Below are 18,582 nucleotides of genomic sequence, written 5' to 3'. Positions count from 1 at the left end.
ATGGGTGGCATGAGTCAGATGAATGGAATGAATCAAATGAACGGCATGAATGGAATGAATCAAATGGGTGGTATGGGTAATAACCCTATGTTAAACATGTTAATGAATCAAATGTCTGGTGGTAGAAATAATGGGATGAACAACATGAATAACATGAATAACATGAATAACATGAATCAAAATGATATGAATAGATTTATGGAAATGCTTATGCAAAATATGAATGGTGATCAAAATAATAATGGAAACTTTAACAATAGAAATAGAAGACCTAACAATAATGGGAATAATAGAACAAGTAGATAAATATATCAATTTAGAAGAAGTCGGTTAACTTAAATGTTACAATGACTTCTTTTTTAGTTAATAGAAAAATGTATCAAAAGTGGTATAATTATACTGTAAATGGGAGGGCTTTCTATGATAGATGAAGAAGTAAAAATAGTATTAGATGAGTGTTATAAAGAACCAGATGTTGTATTAAGAAAATTAAAATGTAATAAAAAAAATATAGAAAAAAAATATAGTTGTATGATTAAGAGTAAATGCTATCTTATTAAAGGGAAATTTGATAAGTGTAAACTATATGCCAATGAAGCTATTGAATTAATGAATAAGGATGGGGTTTTTATTCCAGAATTATATGCTGATATAGGATTATGTGAATATAAAGAGGATAAGTTTGTCGATGCTAGAAATAATTTTTATACTGCTCTTGAGTATGCTGAAATAAATGATTATAAAGAATCAACTAATAGGGTTATTTTGGAATTGATAATTATTTTTACATTAGAAAGAATATATGAACAAGCCCTTTTTTTAACAACGAGATTAGATTTAGAATTTTTAAAATCTATAGAAAATAAAAGATTATATATTTGGGCTATAACGAATATATCTGTTCTAAATTATATATTACTTAATATAAGTGAAGGTAATAAATATAAAGATATTTTTTCTGAAATATATGAAAGAGAGATAGATAATGAACAGAAATATAAACTTAATTATTTAAAGTATCTAATACTTAAGGCTGAGAATGAGGCTAAGGGTAACTATAAAGAGGCTATTAAATATATAGATAAAATAGAAGAGAATTGCTCATTAGATAATGATATTGTATTTTATTTTAAAAATATGAAAAATAAAGCTGTTTTATACAAAAAAATGGGTGATGAGAAAAATGGCATTAGAATTTTATTAAATGTGTGTAAAGCTGCTGCAAAGTTTGAATATTATATGCTCTCATTAGATGTAATAGATGAGATTGTATCATGGGGATATGAAGAAAAGATACCAAGGCAGCTCTGTATTAATTTATTATTAGTTGGTATAAAAAATAATAGACAAGAAATTACAGAGGGAATAATAGTAGATTTGAAAAACTTAAAAGAAATAGTGGAAATAAAAAAACAAGAAAAGAAGCAATTAGAAAGTAATAAGGATTTACAAAATACTTTGGAAAAATTCAAATTAAAGAGCAACTTAGATCCATTAACAAATATATTTAATAGAAGATACTTAGATGAAGTATTTGATTCTAAAAAATGTTTGATGAAAAAGTATACTACTTTAGCAATGATGGATGTAGATGATTTTAAAGGTATTAATGATAATTATGGACATATATTTGGAGATAGAGCTTTAATTGAAATAAGTACTATGATTAAATTTACAATAGGATATAATGGTAAAATATTCAGATATGGTGGAGATGAGTTTTTTATATTATATAATCATAATGAAGTACATGAAGGAGAAAAAATTATGAAGAAAATATTTGAAGAGTCTAAGAAACTTAGAATAAATAATATAATACAAGGTCATGAAATAAGTTTGTCTATTGGAGCTATAACTGATTATGAAGCTATACGATGTAAGTATAATATGTATAGTATATTAGAAGAATGTGATGATATATTATACAATGTTAAAAAAAATGGTAAGAATAATTATGAAGTAGCATATAAAATATAATTAAAAGATAAGATATTTTAAAATTAAGGATGATTTGTTATCATTCTTATTTTTTTTATTATTTAAAGTATAAAATGAATAAATTTTAAATAAAATTAATAATAAATTAATAAAAAGTAAACAAAGTGTTCAAAAAGTATTGAGGATGGGTATATATGTAGTGTATAATTATGGGGTAAATTGTATAAAATTGAATAATATTTAGGAGGGGAAGATATGAAAAGAAAATTCATAGCGTTAGCACTTACATTAGTTATGGCAACAGGATTAGTTGCTTGTGGAAGTGAGGGGGAAAAGAAAGAAGCTAAATCAGATCTAAAAGTTGGTATGGTAACAGATTCAGGAACTATCGATGATAAGTCATTTAACCAAGGTACATGGGAAGGAATTGTACAAGCTGAAAAAGAGCTTGGAATACAAGCGCCTAAGTACTTACAACCAAAGGGTGAAAATGAAGCTGATTACTTAAAGGAAATTGGTAACCAATATGATGCTGGAAATAAATTTATAGTTACACCAGGATACAAGTTTGAAACAGCTATATTTAAGGCTCAAGAAAAGTATGAGGATGCAAAGTTTATAATATTAGATGGTAATCCACATAATGGAGATTTTAAGGCAGTTGTTGCACCAAATACAGTTGCAATATTCTTCGCAGAAGAACAATCAGGATTCTTAGCAGGAGTTGCATCAGCAGTTCAAATGAAAGAGTCAGAATTTGGATTTATTGGTGGAATGGAAATACCAGCAGTTCAAAAATTCAATTGGGGATTCCAACAAGGTGTTAAGTATGCTAATGAAAAATTAGGTACAAAGATTACTATAAAGAAAGAAAATGTTATATACCAAGGTACATTTAATACATCAGCAGCTGGTCAACAAATTGCAGCTAAAATGTATGATAAAGGCGTTGAAGTAATATTTACTGCAGCAGGTGGAACTGGTGCTGGAGCAATAACAGAAGCTAAAAATAGAGCGCAACAAGGAAAGAATGCTTGGGTTGTTGGTGTTGACGTTGACCAATATGCAGAAGGTATATACAAAGATAAAGATGGAAAAGAAAAATCAGCTGTTTTAACTTCAGCTACAAAGAAAATTAAAAAGTCAACATTTGATATGATTAAAGATGAGATAGATGGTAAGTTCCAAGGCGGAAAGACTTTAATGTATGATGCTAAAAATGATGGTATTGGACTTCCAGAAGAAAATCCTAATCTTTCAGAAGAAGCTGTAAAAGCAGCAAAAGATGTTTTTGAAAAAATTAAATCAGATGAAATTAAAGTTTCAGCAGAACAAGGCGATTTAATTAAATAATTAAAACTTTAAAGTTTGGTTTTGGGGGCGGGTAATCGCCCCTTTTTAACTATAGGTAAATAATACATCACTTAAAGGGGAGGATTTATATGGGATATGCAGTTGAAATGCTAAATATTCGAAAAGAATTTCCGGGGATTGTTGCTAATGACAATGTGACTCTTCAGTTAAAAAAAGGTGAGGTTCATGCACTACTTGGAGAAAATGGTGCTGGTAAATCAACTTTAATGGGAATGCTTTTTGGAATGTACCAGCCAGAGCGAGGAACAATAAAGATAAATGGTAAGGAAGTAAAAATAACAAATCCAAATGTTGCAAATGACCTTGGAATAGGAATGGTTCATCAACATTTTAAATTAGTTGAAAACTTTACTGTAACAGAAAATATAATACTTGGATGTGAACCTAAAAAAGGATTTGTTGTGGATATTAAAACTGCTGCAAAAAGAATAGATGAATTATCAAAGCAATATGGATTAAATGTTGATCCTTATGCGAAAATTGAGGACATTTCTGTTGGAATGCAACAAAGGGTTGAAATATTAAAAATGATATATAAAAATGCTGAAATTTTAATATTTGATGAACCAACAGCAGTACTTACGCCTCAGGAAATAGACGAGTTAATGAAGATAATAAAAGAGCTGGTTAAGATTGGGAAATCAGTTATTATTATAACACATAAGCTTAAGGAAATTAAAGCTGTTGCTGATAAATGCACAGTTATAAGAAGAGGAAAATATATTGGCACAGTTGATGTAAAAAGTACATCACAAAAAGAAATGGCAACAATGATGGTTGGTCGTGAAGTTTCATTTAAAGTTGAAAAAAAAGACTCTAAACCGGGTGAAGTGGTACTTACTATTAATGACTTATCTGTAAAAAATAATAAGAAGGTTTTAGGCCTTAAAAACTTTACTATTGATGTAAAAAGTGGAGAGATACTTGGAATAGCAGGTGTAGAAGGCAATGGACAAACTGAACTTGTGGAGGCTATAACAGGCCTTAGAAAAGTTGATAGTGGAAACATTATTTATAAAGGTGAAGATATAACAAATGAAAAAATAAGAAAAAGAATAAATAAAGGAATTGCACATATACCAGAAGACAGACATAAAAGAGGTCTTGTATTAGATTATTCATTAGAAGAGAATATGATAATTGAACTTTACAATAAAGAGCCTTTTTCAAAGAAAGGTATTCTTAATAAAGGAGCAATAAGAAAATATGCTGAGAAAATATTAAAGGAATTTGATGTAAGATCAGGTGAAGGTGCAATATCAAAATCGAGAACACTATCAGGAGGAAATCAACAAAAGGCAATTATTGGCCGTGAAGTTTCTTTAAATCCTGATTTATTAATAGCGGTTCAACCAACTAGAGGACTTGATGTTGGTTCAATTGAATATATTCATAAAAGATTAATTGAACAAAGAGATAACGGTAAAGCCGTACTTTTAGTTTCATTAGAACTTGATGAAATATTAAACGTTTCAGATAGAATTGCAATTGTAAATGGTGGAGAACTAATTGGAGTTGTGGATGCTAAAGAAACTAATGAAAATGAAGTTGGATTAATGATGGCTGGAATTAAGGAGGGAGAATCTAATGAAAACAAATAAAGCGATAGTATCTTTATTAGCAATATTTTTAGGACTTCTTACTGGTTCATTATTAATGGTTGCACTTGGACATAATCCTGTAGAAGGGTTTACGTATCTTTTCCAAGGTGGACTTAAAAGTGTTGAGAGAATTGGTAATACAATAGCAACAGCAACACCATTAATTTTAACTGGACTTTCAGTTACATTTGCTTTTAGAACAGGACTTTTTAATATTGGTGCTTCTGGACAAATGTTATTTGGAGCTTTTTGTTCAGTTGGTGTAGGACTTACTGTTGATGCACCAAGACCTATATTATTAATACTTATGGTATTAGCAGGTATTCTAGGCGGAGCTGCAGTTGCAACTATACCAGGGATACTAAAAGCAAAATTTAATGTTCATGAAGTAGTGTCAACAATAATGATGAACTGGACAGCGTATTGGTTTGTTTACTATATGGTACCTAAGTATTTGGGTGGTGAATATGAAACAGAAACAAGACCATTAGCCGAAAGTGCAACACTTAGGGTAGAAGCTATGAGCAACCTTTTCAAAGGATCATATATCAATTTAGGAACAATACTTGCTATTATTGCAATTTTTATAATATGGTTTATTTTAAATAAAACAACTTTAGGTTATGAACTAAAAGCTGTTGGATTTAATAGATATGGTGCAGAGTATGCAGGTATATCTGTAAATAAAAATATAGTTCTTTCAATGATGATTTCAGGAGGACTTGCAGGGCTTGCAGGAGTTGTTCAATATGCAGGAAATGCTAGTATAATCCAAACAGGCGTATTACCAACACAAGGGTTTGATGGGATAGCTGTTTCACTACTTGGAGCTAATAGTCCAATTGGAGTTTTATTTGCAGCTTTATTCTTTGGTTTATTATATACAGGAAGTGGATTCATGAGTGCAATGACTGAAATTCCACCAGAAATTGCAGACACTATAATGGCAACTATTATATACTTTGCAGCAACTAGTATAGTTATTGAAAGAGTATTAAATAAGTTTAGACTTAAGAAAAAGCAGAAAACTATTATGGAACCTGTAAATGGTGAAAAAAATGAAAGGAAGGTGAAGTAGTATGTTAGAAACTTTAGAGCAAATCTTCCCGTATGCTATTTCATTTACAATACCTCTTTTAATTGCAGCACTAGGAGCACTTTACAGTGAACGAAGTGGTGTTACTAATATAGGGCTTGATGGACTTATGATAGTCGGTTCTTTTGTTGGTGCACTTACAGTTGTATTATTCCAAGATAAATTAGGTGGAGATACAGTTATTTGGGTAGCACTTATTGCAGCTACAATAGCTGGAGTATTATTTTCACTTTTACATGCTTTTGCAAGTATTAATTTAAATGCTGAGCAAATAATAAGCGGTACTGCAATAAATATGATAGCTGGAGCTTTAACAATGTTCTTAGCTAGAAATATTACAGGAAGTGGTAATATAAGAATAAGACAGGGATTTGTACCAAAAGATATCCCTGTATTAAGCGACATACCTGTAATTGGAGATTTTTTCTTCAAAAACACATATTCATCAACATGGCTAGTATTAATAATACTTGCTGTTGCCACTTTTATACTTTATAAAACACCATTTGGTATGAGACTTAGAGCATGTGGAGAACACCCTCAAGCAGCTGATGCAGCAGGGATTAATGTATATAAGATGAGATATATAGGAGTTATGGTATCAGGAGGATTTTCAGCACTTGGAGGAGCTATAATAATAGTTACTTATGCAGGTGAATTCAATGGAAATGTTGGAGGGCTTGGATTCTTAGCACTAGCAGCATTAATATTTGGACAATGGAAGCCACTTGGAATACTTGGAGCTGCATTCTTCTTTGGGTTTGCAAGTACAATAGCTAATGTATCACAAGTTATACCAGAACTTGCATCTTATCCACAAGTAGTATTAAAGATATTCCCATATGTAATGACTTTAATAGCACTTGTTATATTCTCAAAAAGTTCAAGAGCACCAAAGGCTGTTGGGGAACCTTTTGATAAAGGCAAGAGATAATTAAATGATATTAACTTGGGAGAAATTATTAATATATAGTTTCTCCCTTTTTTATAAATAAGGGAGGGGTTTTTATGATTAAAAGAAACAAAATGAGAATGGCAAGTTTTGCGTTAGCATTCACTGTCATTACAGGATTTATTAGTCCAGGAGAATTTGTAAGTGCAAAGGAGAAATTATCACAAACAGAAATTACAATTTTTCACACAAATGATACACATGGTAGAGTTAAAGGTGACAGCAAAATAATTGGAATTGATAGAATTTCATCAATAAAGAAGTCTAAATCAAACTCAATGCTTGTTGATGCAGGTGATACACTTCATGGGCTTCCATTTGCAACTATGAATAAAGGAGCTGACATAATTGAACTTATGAAAGAAGCTGGATATGATCTTATGGTGCCAGGTAATCATGATTTTAATTATGGATATGAAAGGCTATTAGAACTATCAAAAATTGCGAAAACTGGAGATAAATCCTTTGATATTATATCTTCAAATGTAACTAAAGAAAATAAAACTATATTAGATTCAAATTACATTGAAAATATTGACGGAGTAAAGGTTGGGTTCTTTGGGTTAACTACAGAGGAGACAACATATAAGACTAATCCTAATAATGTTAAAGGAATTGACTTTAAAGATACAACTGAATCAGCAAAGGAACAAGTAAAAGAACTTGAAGATAAGGGAGCTGATTTAGTTATAGCACTTGCTCATGTCGGAACAGATAAATCAAGTGAAACAACATCAGAAGACATTGCAAGAGAAGTAAAAGGAATAGATGTAATAATAGATGGACATAGCCATTCTAAATTTGAAAATGGATTCAATGGAGAAAATGATACTTTAATAGTTAGTACTGGAGAGTATGAGGCAAACCTTGGAGAGCTTACATTAACAGTTGATAATAATAGTAAAAAGTTAGTTAATAAGAAAGCGAGACTTATTAATAATGAAGAAGCTTCAAAATATAATCCAGATGAAAATGTTCAAAGTAAAATTGAAGAAATTGATGAAGCTCAAAATGTTATCTTATCACAAAAGGTAGGAGAGACCTCTACAAAGCTTGATGGTGAACGTGAAAATGTTAGAACTAGTGAAACTAATTTAGGTAATTTAATTACTGATGCAATGATAAATGAAACTGGTGCAGAAATAGCTATAACAAATGGTGGTGGAATACGTTCTAGTATAAAAGAAGGAACTATAACTAAAGGTGATGTAATTAGTGTATTACCTTTTGGAAACTTTATAGTAACTAAAAAGCTTAAAGGATCTGAAATTAAAGATGTATTAGAACATGGTGTTAAAGATGCTCCAGAAGCTGCAGGACAATTTACTCATGTATCTGGAATAACATTTAAATTTGACCCAGAAGAAGAAGCTTTAAAAAGGGTTCATAGTGTGAAGGTTAATGGAGAAAAGATTGATATGGATAAGGAATATTTAGTTGCAACTAATGACTTTATTGCAGCTGGTGGAGATGGATATCCTCACTTTGGAAATTCTAAAACTGAAAATGAATTTAAAGCATTAGATGAGGCTTTAGCTCAATACATTCAGAAAATAGGAAAAGTAGATTATAAAGTTGAAGGAAGAATAGTAAGAGAAAAAGCTACAGAAGAAAAGCCAGAAGTTCCAGAAGAGAAACCAGATATTAAGCCAGAAGTAGTAAATGAAGTTCCAGTTATAAATGCAAATGATTTAACTATAAATTTTGGAGAAAAATTTAATCCTCTAAAAGGTGTAACTGCAACTGATAAAGAGGATGGAGATTTAACTTCTAAAATTAAAGTAGTTGAAAATACAGTAGATGTAAATAAAGCTTCAGAATATAAAGTTATATATTCTGTAACAGATAAAGATGGTGCAACAACTACTAAGGAAATAAAAGTAACTGTTAAAGAGAAAAGTGAAAGTATACCGCAAACAGGAAAAGAAGATGGACTATTATTTTTAAGTTTTGGAGCAATGATGATGCTTCTTGGAGGAATAATAATTAAGAAAAGAGCTTAGCCTATAAAACTGCGTAAAATGTATTAACTTAAAAAATTTAATACATTTTACGCATCTAAAATTACAAAAAGATAAGTATGTGATTTTTTTTGTTAAATATATGTATAAATTTTACTTATATACTGTTAAATTACATAATTAACATTGTAAGTAATATATTGAGATTATATAATTAAGTTGGAATAAGTATTGGGAGGTTTAATATGCATAAATTTAAAAAGGGTAAAATATTAAGTTTAGCTGTGGCGGTATCAATGATAACGGGTCTGCTTACACCAACACATGTTGTATTTGCAAATGGGAGTTTAGGAAAGGATTCTGAAAAGATAATTTTTGAAGAAGGTTTTACAGGAGACAAAAATTTAGTTAAAGCTTCAGATGGGTGGAAGTTAAATCCTAATGATATGAAAGGATATAATACGAATGGAAACTATGGAAAAGAAAGTCCATCAGCTAAATTAGAAAAAAACGGTATGAGTATTGAAACACCAGAATTTGAACTTAAAAATGATGGTGAATTAAGTTTTTGGGTAAAAGGACAGAGTAATATAGCGGAATCTACTTTAGATATAGAAATTTTATGTAATGATACTTGGGAAGTTATTCAAAATCTAAGTGTGGAAGATGGAACATTACCTGAAGGTAGTGGAGAAGTTTTAAAATTTAATATTCCTAAAAAAGCCGAAAAAATAAAATTAGAGTATAACAAAAAAAGTAGTAATGTTTCTATAGATGATATAAAACTAACAGGTAATGGTAGTATATCAAATCCAGAAATAAATGGCGTTTTAGCAATAGAGAAAGCAAGAGAAGAATCCATTGGAAATGAAGTAAAAGTTAGAGGAGTGGTTTCTTTTAATGATAGAAGTAAAACTCTTCATATTCAGGATAATACAGGGGCAATATCAGTTTCTAATTTTAAGAATGGATTAAACTTTGATGAAGCTATTAATGGTACTGAAATTGAGGTTAGTGGTGTATTAGAGAATTTTAATAACATGCTTCAAATACAATCAAGTGAAATGAAAATAATAAGTAAAAAAGGACAACCAAATCCTAAATTTGTAACTATAAAAGAACTAAAAGAAAAAAATTTCGATTCTCATTACGTAGAAATAAAAAATGCAACGCTCAATGTAGAGAATAAAAAATTAATTCAGGGTACTGAAGAATTAGATATATATTTCCTTCCATCAGGATTAAATGTTAAAACTGGGGATATTGTAAATGTAAAGGGTACTATGGGAAGATTTAAAGATACTGTTCAACTTTATGGAAGTTCAGCCGAATTTATAAAAGTTGATGAAGAAAAACCAGAAGAAAACGAAGATAAAGATGGACCTACTATGAGTAATTTAAATCCTAAACCAGGTTCTAATATTGAAGATTTTAATAATTTAGAAATATCAGCAAGCTTTGAGGATCCAAGTGGTGTTGATATTGATAGTGTAAAAATTATTTTTAATGATAAGGATGTTACAAGTAAATTAGTTAAAAATGATAACACAATAAAATATTTAGTAGAGGAAGATTTAAAAGATGGACTTTATACAGTTGCAATAGAAGTTTCTGATAAACTTAACAATAAAACATTTAAAAATTGGAGTTTTACAGTAGGTAAGAGTTCTAAGAATTTATACTTTGGGCAACTCCATTCACATTCTAACTTATCAGATGGGCAAGGGTCTGTAGATGATGCATATACGTATGCTAAAGAAAAGGCAAATTTAGATTTCTTTGCAGTAACAGACCATTCAAATTCATTTGATAATGATTTGCAAGCAAGTATTGCAGATGGATCTATGAGTACAAAGTGGAATACAGGAAAAAGTGCTGCAGATAAATATAATGAAGATGGTAATTTTACTGCAATATATGGATATGAAATGACATGGTCAGGATCAACAGGTGGCTATGGTCACATAAATACGTTCAATACTAATGGGTTTGAAACAAGAAGCAATAAAAATATGAATTTAACAGCATATTATAAGCAATTAAAAAGTGAAGAAGAGTCCATATCACAATTTAATCATCCAGGTAAAACTTTTGGAGATTTTAATGACTTCGCTCACTATGATACGGAAATAGACAATCGAATTAGTTTAGTTGAAGTTGGAAATGGGGAAGGTGCTGTAGGAAGTGCAGGATATTTCCCATCATATGAATACTACACAAGAGCTTTAGACAAAGGATGGCATGTTGCACCAACAAATAATCAAGATAATCATAAAGGTAAATGGGGTAATGCAAATACTGCTAGAACAGTAATTGAGGCGCCAAATCTTACTAGAGAATCTCTTTATAATTCATTAAATGAGATGAGAGTGTATTCAACAGAAGACGAGAATCTAAGGATTTCATATTCTTTAAATGGAAGCACAATGGGTTCTAAACTAGAAGAAACAGATAAGTTAAGCTTTAATATAAATGTTAAAGATATAGATAATGGAGATAATATAAAAAATATTTCAGTAATTGGAGATGGCGGAAAAGTAATTAAATCAATAGATAATATTAATAATGAGGAAAAGAATTGGGAGTTTAATTTAGATAATTCAGATAGCTCATATTATTATGTTAAAGTTGTTGAGGTTGATGGGGATATAGCGGTTACAGCACCTATTTGGATTGGAGAAAAAGATAAAATTGGAATATCATCAGTTGATAGCGAAACAGATGTACCGTTAGTCAACGAAGAGGTTAATGTAGTTACTACAGTATATAATAATGAAGGTATGAAAATAAATGATATCAAGGTAGAATATTTCCTAAATGACAGTAAAGAAAGTATATATACTGATAATATTGATTTTATAGAAGGGGGTAGCACAGGAAAGTCCACATATAAGTTTACACCTAATAAAGAAGGCCTTTATAAAGTGGAATCTAAGGTAACTGTTAATAGTGAAGGCGGAGAAAAAGTATTTACAGGAAGTATAGAATTGAAAGTTTTAAATGAAAAAGACGTTGTTAAAATACTTATTGATGGAGCTCACTTTAATCAATATGTAACAGGTAACTATGCAGGAAAGATGAATACTACAAAGGCATTAGTCGCACAAAATTCAGGTAAAGTAATAGTTACTAAAGAAGATGAAGAAATTACAGACGAAAGATTAAAAGGAATATCATTACTTATGCTTACAGATCCTGAAAGTAAAAAAGATGATAAATACGGTCTTTCACCTAAAAAGTATAGCGATGCTGAACTTGGTGCGATAAAGAGATTTACAGATAGAGGCGGAAATGTAGTAATAACTTCAAAGGCTGATTATGGTGATCCTAAAGACGAATACCAAAACTCTATTCAAGGGAATTCAGTACTTAAAGCAATAGGTGCAAGTACTAGATTTAATGATGATCAAGTTATTGATGATAATGATAATGGAGGACAAAATTATAGACTGTATTTTAATAATTACAATAAGGAAAGCAAATATTTAAGTGGTGTAGATTTTGATGCTAAATATAGTTTCTATAGTGGTTGTTCAGTGCTTGTAGATGAGAATTCAAAAAATGTAGAAGTTCTAGTTAAAGGTCATGATACTACCTACAATAGTGACGCTGATAAAAGTGGCGATTATACTAAAGTTGATAAGGGTGATGTAAATGCAATCGCTGTTGAAACTTTAGAAAGTGGAGCAAAAGTAGTTGTAGCTGGTTCTACATTTTTCTCAGATTTTGAGATGGATGGATTAGATTATTCAAACTATAGAATTACAGAGAGTATATTAAAGGCATTAGCACCAGCACCAGAAGTTAGTGTAAGCAATATAGCAGATGTACGTGTTGATATTGATGAAGATAATATTCCGGATAATTATGGAAAAGTAGTAGCTGTTGAAGGTATAGTTACAGCAGCATCAAATAAATCAATGCCAAATAATTCATTCTTTGATTGTATATATGTTCAAGATACAACAGGTGGTTTAACAGTTTTTGGGGTATCTAATACAGATATAAAAGTAGGTCAAAAAGTTAGAATAAAAGGTGAAGTATCTTCCTACTTAGGTGATGCCCAAATTAGAATAAAAGATGAAAGTATTGATTTAAAAGTTATAGATGAAACAATTACTCCATTAAGTCCAGAAAAAATGACTACTAAAGACAGTATGCTTGAAAAGATGGAAGGATTATTAGTTCAAGTTAAAGGTAAAGTAAGTAAGATAGAAGGGCAAAACATTTTCGTTAATGATGGTTCAGGAGAAGCTAGAGTTTATATTGAAGGATATATTGGTAATAGTGATAACCTTTCTAATTTAGATGAATGGAAGGAAAGAATAAAAGTTAATGATACAGTTACAGCAGTTGGATTAGCATCAGAAGATCCAGAAGGTCATAGATTGAGAGTTCGTGATACTAAAGAAGTAATAAAAGTTAAGGATGAAGAAAAGCCAGAAGTTCCAGAAGAGAAACCAGATATTAAGCCAGAAGTAGTAAATGAAGTTCCAGTTATAAATGCAAATGATTTAACTATAAATTTTGGAGAAAAATTTAATCCTCTAAAAGGTGTAACTGCAACTGATAAAGAGGATGGAGATTTAACTTCTAAAATTAAAGTAGTTGAAAATACAGTAGATGTAAATAAAGCTTCAGAATATAAAGTTATATATTCTGTAACAGATAAAGATGGTGCAACAACTACTAAGGAAATAAAAGTAACTGTTAAAGAGAAAAGTGAAAGTATACCGCAAACAGGAAAAGAAGATGGTTTATTATTTTTAAGTTTTGGAGCAATGATGATGCTTCTTGGAGGAATAATAATTAGGAAAAAAATAGTTTAATATAATAAAAATAAAAGCCGAAGACACATATATCTTCGGCTTTTTAAAATTAGGAGGAAACATGAGAAAAAAATTGATAATAATAAATGGTGTTATGGGATCTGGAAAAACAACCGTAAGTAAAAGTTTATATAAAGAACTTGAAAATTGTTTTTGGCTTGATGGAGACAATGTTTGGCATATGAATCCATTTGTAGTAAATGATGAAAATAAAAAAATGGTACTAGACAATATTGCATATATAATAAATAACTTTTTAAAAAATAAGAGCTCTGAGTATGTATTATTTAATTGGGTAATACATACAGATGAAATAATGAATACTATTTTAAAAAAACTAGATATTACAGATGTTGATGTGTTTAAGATTACTCTAATGTGTGAAAAAGATGAGTTAATTAGAAGGATAAGTAAAGATATAAAATTAGGACTTAGAGATAAAAGTAATATTAAAAGAAGTCTTGATAAAAATAAACTGTATGAAGGAATGAATACGATTAAAATAAATACTTCAAATAAAGAAGTTAGTGAAATTGTTAGTGAGATAAAAATAAAAATAGTTAATTGATAGGAGGATATATGGGGAATATAACTTCAAAAAGAACGGGATAGCATTAATAATAATTGCAATTATATATATTATATTAATTTTTATTGAAATAAGAGCAGGCAAAAATAATACGATTTTATATGATAAAGGAATAATGACATCCTTTGGTGAATTTATAAAATATGAAGATATTGCTGAAATAAATAGGAAAGAATTCGATAAAGAATATAAGGTGCAAGAAATATTAAGGAATAAGATAGGAAACTTATTTTAAGTATAGGAGGCAAATATATGTTAAATAATGAAGTAGAACTTAGGGTGTTAGAAGAAAATGATATAGACATTTTAACGAGGATTATGGAGAGAGCTTTTGATGTAGATACGAAAATGCATACTAATGATGAGAAGGGTGGTCCTACTGGATATAATAATGGAGACTTTTTACGTAAATTTGCTCTTCAAAAGCAGTCATCTGCATATACGATAATGCAAAATAAAAATATAGTTGGTTGTGTAATTGTATGGGTAAATAAAGAAAGTAAAATTAATTATTTAGGTAATATATTTATTGATCCATGTATTCAAAATAAGGGGATTGGGTTTAAGGTATGGAATATAATTGAAGATAAATATAAATGTACTAAGAAATGGTGCACTGAAACTCCTGGATATTCTAGACGCAACCATAATTTTTATGTAAATAAGTGTGGCTTTCACGTAGTAAAAATCAATAATCCAATGGATGAATTACAATCTAGTTTTATTTTAGAAAAAGTAATGATGGGAGAAGAAATGGATGATTAAGAAAAAGATAACTCTAATTTTGTTAATAGGAATTATAGCAGTATTATTAATTAGTTGTAGTGGCGGTAGTTATAAAACAATTATGTCAACTGAAACAAATGGAGCAAATAGTATATCAATGTCTCACTCAAGCTTTAAAGGATATAAGTATAGAACATTAAAACTTAAAGAAGGTGAGAAAGTAACATTGAATGTTGATATAAGTACTGAAAAGGGAGAGCTTAATGTTTTAGTATTTGATGAAGATGGAAAAAAATTATTAGATATAGAAAATCCAAAGGAAGAGATATCAAAAACTTTTAATGTAGAAAAAGACGGAAAGTATAAAGTTCAAGTTGAGGGTGACCACAGTGGAACTGCTGAGATAAGCTGGAATATTGAAGAACCATAAAAAATCTTTACAATATTATATGGATAGATTTGTGTAATAGCGAATCTATCCATATAGTTTCTTATAAATTAATTATGCTTTATATTTTCTTTAATCAAATTCATAAACGTGCTTGGAGTAACTATTCGTACACTTGGATTGTCTTGTATTTTATTAACTACATTTTGAACACTATCCATTGTTTTACTCCATACATGTACATAGACGAAAGTATATGAGTTTGGATCCGTAATATTTGTATACCCTGATTCTACTCTATGTGCAATGTTTTTCACTAACTGATTTTCATCTTCTAGACCTTCCCAAATTAAATCTCTGCAGGAGACAACAGGCTTATTATTTGACCAAATAATTTTACCGTTATAACTACTATTTTTATTATAATTAAGATATAAAAGACCATCTATATTAGATTTAGAAGTATATTTATCCCATAAATAGATTTTATCTAGAGCTTCATCATCAAGAATTAAAACATAGTTTTGATCTACTGTTCCCATATAATCATTGAGTCTATTTGTATAACAATTTAATTTTTCAAATGGAAATTTACTAGGGTACATATATCCATTGCCAGATGGAGGCGTTACAAAATTATCATGGCATGTTGCACTTTCATAATATTTTTCAAAAACAGTAGGGGCTAAGTAATAGAGAGAGGGACTTATTGACCATCCTAAATTGAAGTTACCTCTATTGTTAGAGCCATACCATTTTGGTGAAGTAAAGTTACTACCAAGGAACCATTGTTGATTATCACCATCTGACATAACAAAAGTAACGTAATGAACGCCATTTTCTTTAGGTGTTATATTATTACTGTTTTGTTTTTTAGGTGTAGTGGGATAGGAACTTAAAACAGATAAATTATAAGACCAGTCAGCAGCAATTACATCAACTCCAAATTTTGATGCGATAGTTACATTTGCATGTTCGTCAGTACCCCAGCCTAATACTCTAGAGGTGCTATCCATTGATTTAAAAATAGTCTCCTTTAAGGAAATATCATTAATATCATCTTCGTAAAAAAATAATGATTTTGACATTCTTCCGTAATCTCTTAATGCCATAGATTTGTTTTTTAGACTTAGTTGATACTAAGCCTTGGAGCGTAGCTATCATAGTTTGCTCCTCACAAGTCATATCACTTTCGCATATTACATACAGTAATTTTGGAATAATAGAATTTTTAATATAAGAATCAGTAGTATTAGTTTCACTACTAATACTACTTGTTTGGGTTTTGTATTCATTATTTTTACATTTTGTATAAAAACTATTTAAGAAATTAAATCTATTACCAGAATAAAAATCTTTAGCATTAGAATCATCCATTTTAGATAGTAATACTTGTCGCGTAATAATATCATTTAAAGCTACTTCATTACAGTTTTTAATAATATCATACATTATCATAAATGTTGTAGTTCGTCCAATGCCAGCTTTACAATGAAAATGTAACCAAGTATCCTTTTTTTGGGCGTTTACGTAATTAACAAAATAATTAACCATATCATCTGAAGGTAAACCGCCATCAGTAACAGGTATTCTAACATAAGATAGGCCCTTAGTACTAGTAAGTTCAAGTTCACTTTGAACAACTTTAGGATATATAGTAATATTTTTATTTGATAAAGTTAACGGTTCATTAATCTTAATAGATGACAGGTCTTTACATTCTTTATCTATGACCTCATCTCTTGTTAAACCTGCATTTGCATTATTATTTGTATTTTCAAAACTTATAGCAATTCCATTTACAAAGCCATGTGACTCTTCTCTTAAATCAACCACATTAATTGGAAGATTTACTCCAATAGAATCTTTTATTAAAGATAGTCCATTATCTGAAAATTGTGCACTACCAGAAATATTTAACGTACTTAGGCCGTAGAGATTTAAGTTTTGCTTGAAATCTACTTTTGGAACTGAATTAGTACACTTCCGAAAGTGAGGAGGTAGGGTCATTATATTTGAAGCATCTTCTACAATAGACATATTAGACAGAGCTTTAGGGGATAAAGTGAAAATATTAAAAGAAAAAAGTAGAGTTAAAATAATAGATAAGAAGATTTTTAAAAGTTTTTTCATTAGTAAATACCTCCTATATAAATATTGTGTAATATTTATTAGGATTTGGTATTGTTATAACAATTATTCTGGTAATTAATTGAAAAAAATCACCAATTAATTATAAATTGGTGATTTAAATAGAATTTCAAATTGTGGCAGTAGACCAAAGCCTAGCTTTTTCATCAACTTCATTTATATAAGAAGCTTTATTATCACAATAACTATCAATATCATATTTAAACTTAATAGCTAAATGTTTCTTAAGGGTTTCATACCTCTTTGCTTCATCTGGATGATATATCATATAATTCCTGAAATTTAAGTGCCTTAAAATTTCAGGATTTCCTGTTTCAAATATATGAATATGATGGGTTCTATTATATAACCCTTTTATAAAGAATCTACGATCTTTAATTCCAAATTCACCTTTTGGTATATAACCTAAAAATTTCATGTAATCATTATACTTGTCTATATTACTAATGTTTTTAACTTCAATTAGAATATCAATTATAGGTTTAGAATATATACCAGAAATAGCGGTACTTCCAATATGATAAATTTGAACTAATTCATTATTTAATAAATTTAATAATAATGATTTCTCTTTTAAGTACTTCTCTTCCCACTTAGGATTGTAAGGAACTAACTTTATTACTCTGACTAAATTTTCTTTTCCCATATACACACTCCTATTTATATAATCAATGTATTAAATTATATCATATATGTTGCAAAAAAATAACTTATATTACTCAATATATAATGTTATAATTTCGTTATAAATTAGTTAAATTAGTGGTGCATTTATTAATATGAAAAAAGAATAACTAAATGATAAAGAGCAGTATTATAACTGTTCTTTATTTTTTTAATGAAAAGTAGAGTAAATATTACAAAATAAATATATTATGTAATATATTTACAAGAATCTCCATTGGTGCTAAAATAATATTTAATAAAATAAGTGGGGGAGATATACAAATGAGAGGGAAAAAGAAATACAAAAAGAT

General features: G+C 29.3%; 13 protein-coding genes and 1 pseudogene. 11 read left to right on the top strand and 3 right to left on the bottom strand.

From position 1 onward, the window contains the following. The 11 genes and pseudogenes from RSF37_RS00070 to RSF37_RS00020 all read left to right on the top strand — a co-directional run. A pseudogene (locus RSF37_RS00070) lies at nt 1-306 on the top strand (hypothetical protein); the annotation flags it as partial. 114 nt (nt 307-420) lie between these two features. Beyond that, nucleotides 421-1,977 (top strand): GGDEF domain-containing protein, encoded by a 1,557-nt coding sequence (locus RSF37_RS00065; protein ID WP_332562325.1) that lies wholly within the window; start codon nt 421-423, stop codon nt 1,975-1,977. A 216-nt stretch (nt 1,978-2,193) separates the two neighbouring features. Beyond that, nucleotides 2,194-3,291: a BMP family lipoprotein gene (locus RSF37_RS00060; protein WP_332562324.1), complete on the top strand. Its 1,098-nt coding sequence runs from the start codon at nt 2,194-2,196 to the stop codon at nt 3,289-3,291. Between the two features lie 89 nt (nt 3,292-3,380). After that, nucleotides 3,381-4,913: an ABC transporter ATP-binding protein gene (locus tag RSF37_RS00055; protein ID WP_332562323.1), complete on the top strand. Its 1,533-nt coding sequence runs from the start codon at nt 3,381-3,383 to the stop codon at nt 4,911-4,913. Next, nucleotides 4,900-5,991 carry an ABC transporter permease gene (locus RSF37_RS00050; protein WP_332562322.1) on the top strand — a complete coding sequence of 364 codons (1,092 nt, stop codon included), beginning with the start codon at nt 4,900-4,902 and terminating at the stop codon, nt 5,989-5,991. The genes RSF37_RS00055 and RSF37_RS00050 overlap by 14 nt, the downstream gene beginning before the upstream one ends. A gap of 1 nt (nt 5,992) precedes the next feature. Further along, complete coding sequence (locus RSF37_RS00045; RefSeq protein ID WP_332562321.1) at nt 5,993-6,943, top strand: ABC transporter permease; 951 nt, start codon at nt 5,993-5,995, stop codon at nt 6,941-6,943. A gap of 74 nt (nt 6,944-7,017) precedes the next feature. Continuing rightward, nucleotides 7,018-8,964 carry a 5'-nucleotidase C-terminal domain-containing protein gene (locus RSF37_RS00040; protein ID WP_332562320.1) on the top strand — a complete coding sequence of 649 codons (1,947 nt, stop codon included), beginning with the start codon at nt 7,018-7,020 and terminating at the stop codon, nt 8,962-8,964. Nucleotides 8,965-9,167: 203 nt separating this feature from the next. Next, on the top strand, nt 9,168-13,751 hold the full coding sequence (locus tag RSF37_RS00035; RefSeq protein WP_332562319.1) for a CehA/McbA family metallohydrolase: 4,584 nt from the start codon (nt 9,168-9,170) through the stop codon (nt 13,749-13,751). Between the two features lie 61 nt (nt 13,752-13,812). Then, the gene (locus RSF37_RS00030; protein ID WP_332562318.1) at nt 13,813-14,319 is read left to right on the top strand and encodes an AAA family ATPase; all 507 of its coding nucleotides are present in this window, start codon (nt 13,813-13,815) and stop codon (nt 14,317-14,319) included. A 273-nt stretch (nt 14,320-14,592) separates the two neighbouring features. Then, complete coding sequence (locus RSF37_RS00025) at nt 14,593-15,105, top strand: GNAT family N-acetyltransferase (protein ID WP_332562317.1); 513 nt, start codon at nt 14,593-14,595, stop codon at nt 15,103-15,105. Continuing rightward, complete coding sequence (locus RSF37_RS00020; protein WP_332562316.1) at nt 15,098-15,496, top strand: hypothetical protein; 399 nt, start codon at nt 15,098-15,100, stop codon at nt 15,494-15,496. The genes RSF37_RS00025 and RSF37_RS00020 overlap by 8 nt, the downstream gene beginning before the upstream one ends. A gap of 68 nt (nt 15,497-15,564) precedes the next feature. Here RSF37_RS00020 and RSF37_RS00015 read toward each other — a convergent pair whose 3' ends face one another. The 3 genes from RSF37_RS00015 to RSF37_RS00005 all read right to left on the bottom strand — a co-directional run bounded on the left by RSF37_RS00015 (nt 15,565) and on the right by RSF37_RS00005 (nt 18,251). After that, on the bottom strand, nt 15,565-16,542 hold the full coding sequence (locus RSF37_RS00015) for a hypothetical protein (RefSeq protein WP_332562315.1): 978 nt from the start codon (nt 16,540-16,542) through the stop codon (nt 15,565-15,567). Further along, nucleotides 16,511-17,494, bottom strand: a complete 984-nt coding sequence (locus RSF37_RS00010; RefSeq protein WP_332562314.1) for a phosphatase domain-containing putative toxin — start codon at nt 17,492-17,494, stop codon at nt 16,511-16,513. Before RSF37_RS00010 ends, RSF37_RS00015 begins: the two co-directional genes overlap by 32 nt. 220 nt (nt 17,495-17,714) lie before the next feature. Then, a complete protein-coding gene (locus RSF37_RS00005; RefSeq protein WP_332562313.1) occupies nt 17,715-18,251 on the bottom strand; it encodes a GrpB family protein in 537 nt (178 codons plus the stop codon). Nucleotides 18,252-18,582: the final 331 nt, after the last annotated feature.

Origin of the sequence: Clostridium sp. (assembly GCF_036643715.1) — a bacterium.
GTDB lineage: Bacteria > Bacillota > Clostridia > Clostridiales > Clostridiaceae > Clostridium.
The sequence above is the reverse complement of the archived record's forward strand: the minus strand, read 5'-3'. Positions and strand labels throughout refer to the sequence as shown.

What these genes read in the sequence shown, in the direction of transcription:
- RSF37_RS00065 (WP_332562325.1), top strand. Translation starts at nt 421, where the DNA reads ATGATAGATGAAGAAGTAAAAATAGTATTAGATGAGTGTTATAAAGAA.
- RSF37_RS00060 (WP_332562324.1), top strand. Translation starts at nt 2,194, where the DNA reads ATGAAAAGAAAATTCATAGCGTTAGCACTTACATTAGTTATGGCAACA.
- RSF37_RS00055 (WP_332562323.1), top strand. Translation starts at nt 3,381, where the DNA reads ATGGGATATGCAGTTGAAATGCTAAATATTCGAAAAGAATTTCCGGGG.
- RSF37_RS00050 (WP_332562322.1), top strand. Translation starts at nt 4,900, where the DNA reads ATGAAAACAAATAAAGCGATAGTATCTTTATTAGCAATATTTTTAGGA.
- RSF37_RS00045 (WP_332562321.1), top strand. Translation starts at nt 5,993, where the DNA reads ATGTTAGAAACTTTAGAGCAAATCTTCCCGTATGCTATTTCATTTACA.
- RSF37_RS00040 (WP_332562320.1), top strand. Translation starts at nt 7,018, where the DNA reads ATGATTAAAAGAAACAAAATGAGAATGGCAAGTTTTGCGTTAGCATTC.
- RSF37_RS00035 (WP_332562319.1), top strand. Translation starts at nt 9,168, where the DNA reads ATGCATAAATTTAAAAAGGGTAAAATATTAAGTTTAGCTGTGGCGGTA.
- RSF37_RS00030 (WP_332562318.1), top strand. Translation starts at nt 13,813, where the DNA reads ATGAGAAAAAAATTGATAATAATAAATGGTGTTATGGGATCTGGAAAA.
- RSF37_RS00025 (WP_332562317.1), top strand. Translation starts at nt 14,593, where the DNA reads ATGTTAAATAATGAAGTAGAACTTAGGGTGTTAGAAGAAAATGATATA.
- RSF37_RS00020 (WP_332562316.1), top strand. Translation starts at nt 15,098, where the DNA reads ATGATTAAGAAAAAGATAACTCTAATTTTGTTAATAGGAATTATAGCA.
- RSF37_RS00015 (WP_332562315.1), bottom strand. Translation starts at nt 16,542, where the DNA reads ATGTCAAAATCATTATTTTTTTACGAAGATGATATTAATGATATTTCC.
- RSF37_RS00010 (WP_332562314.1), bottom strand. Translation starts at nt 17,494, where the DNA reads ATGTCTATTGTAGAAGATGCTTCAAATATAATGACCCTACCTCCTCAC.
- RSF37_RS00005 (WP_332562313.1), bottom strand. Translation starts at nt 18,251, where the DNA reads ATGGGAAAAGAAAATTTAGTCAGAGTAATAAAGTTAGTTCCTTACAAT.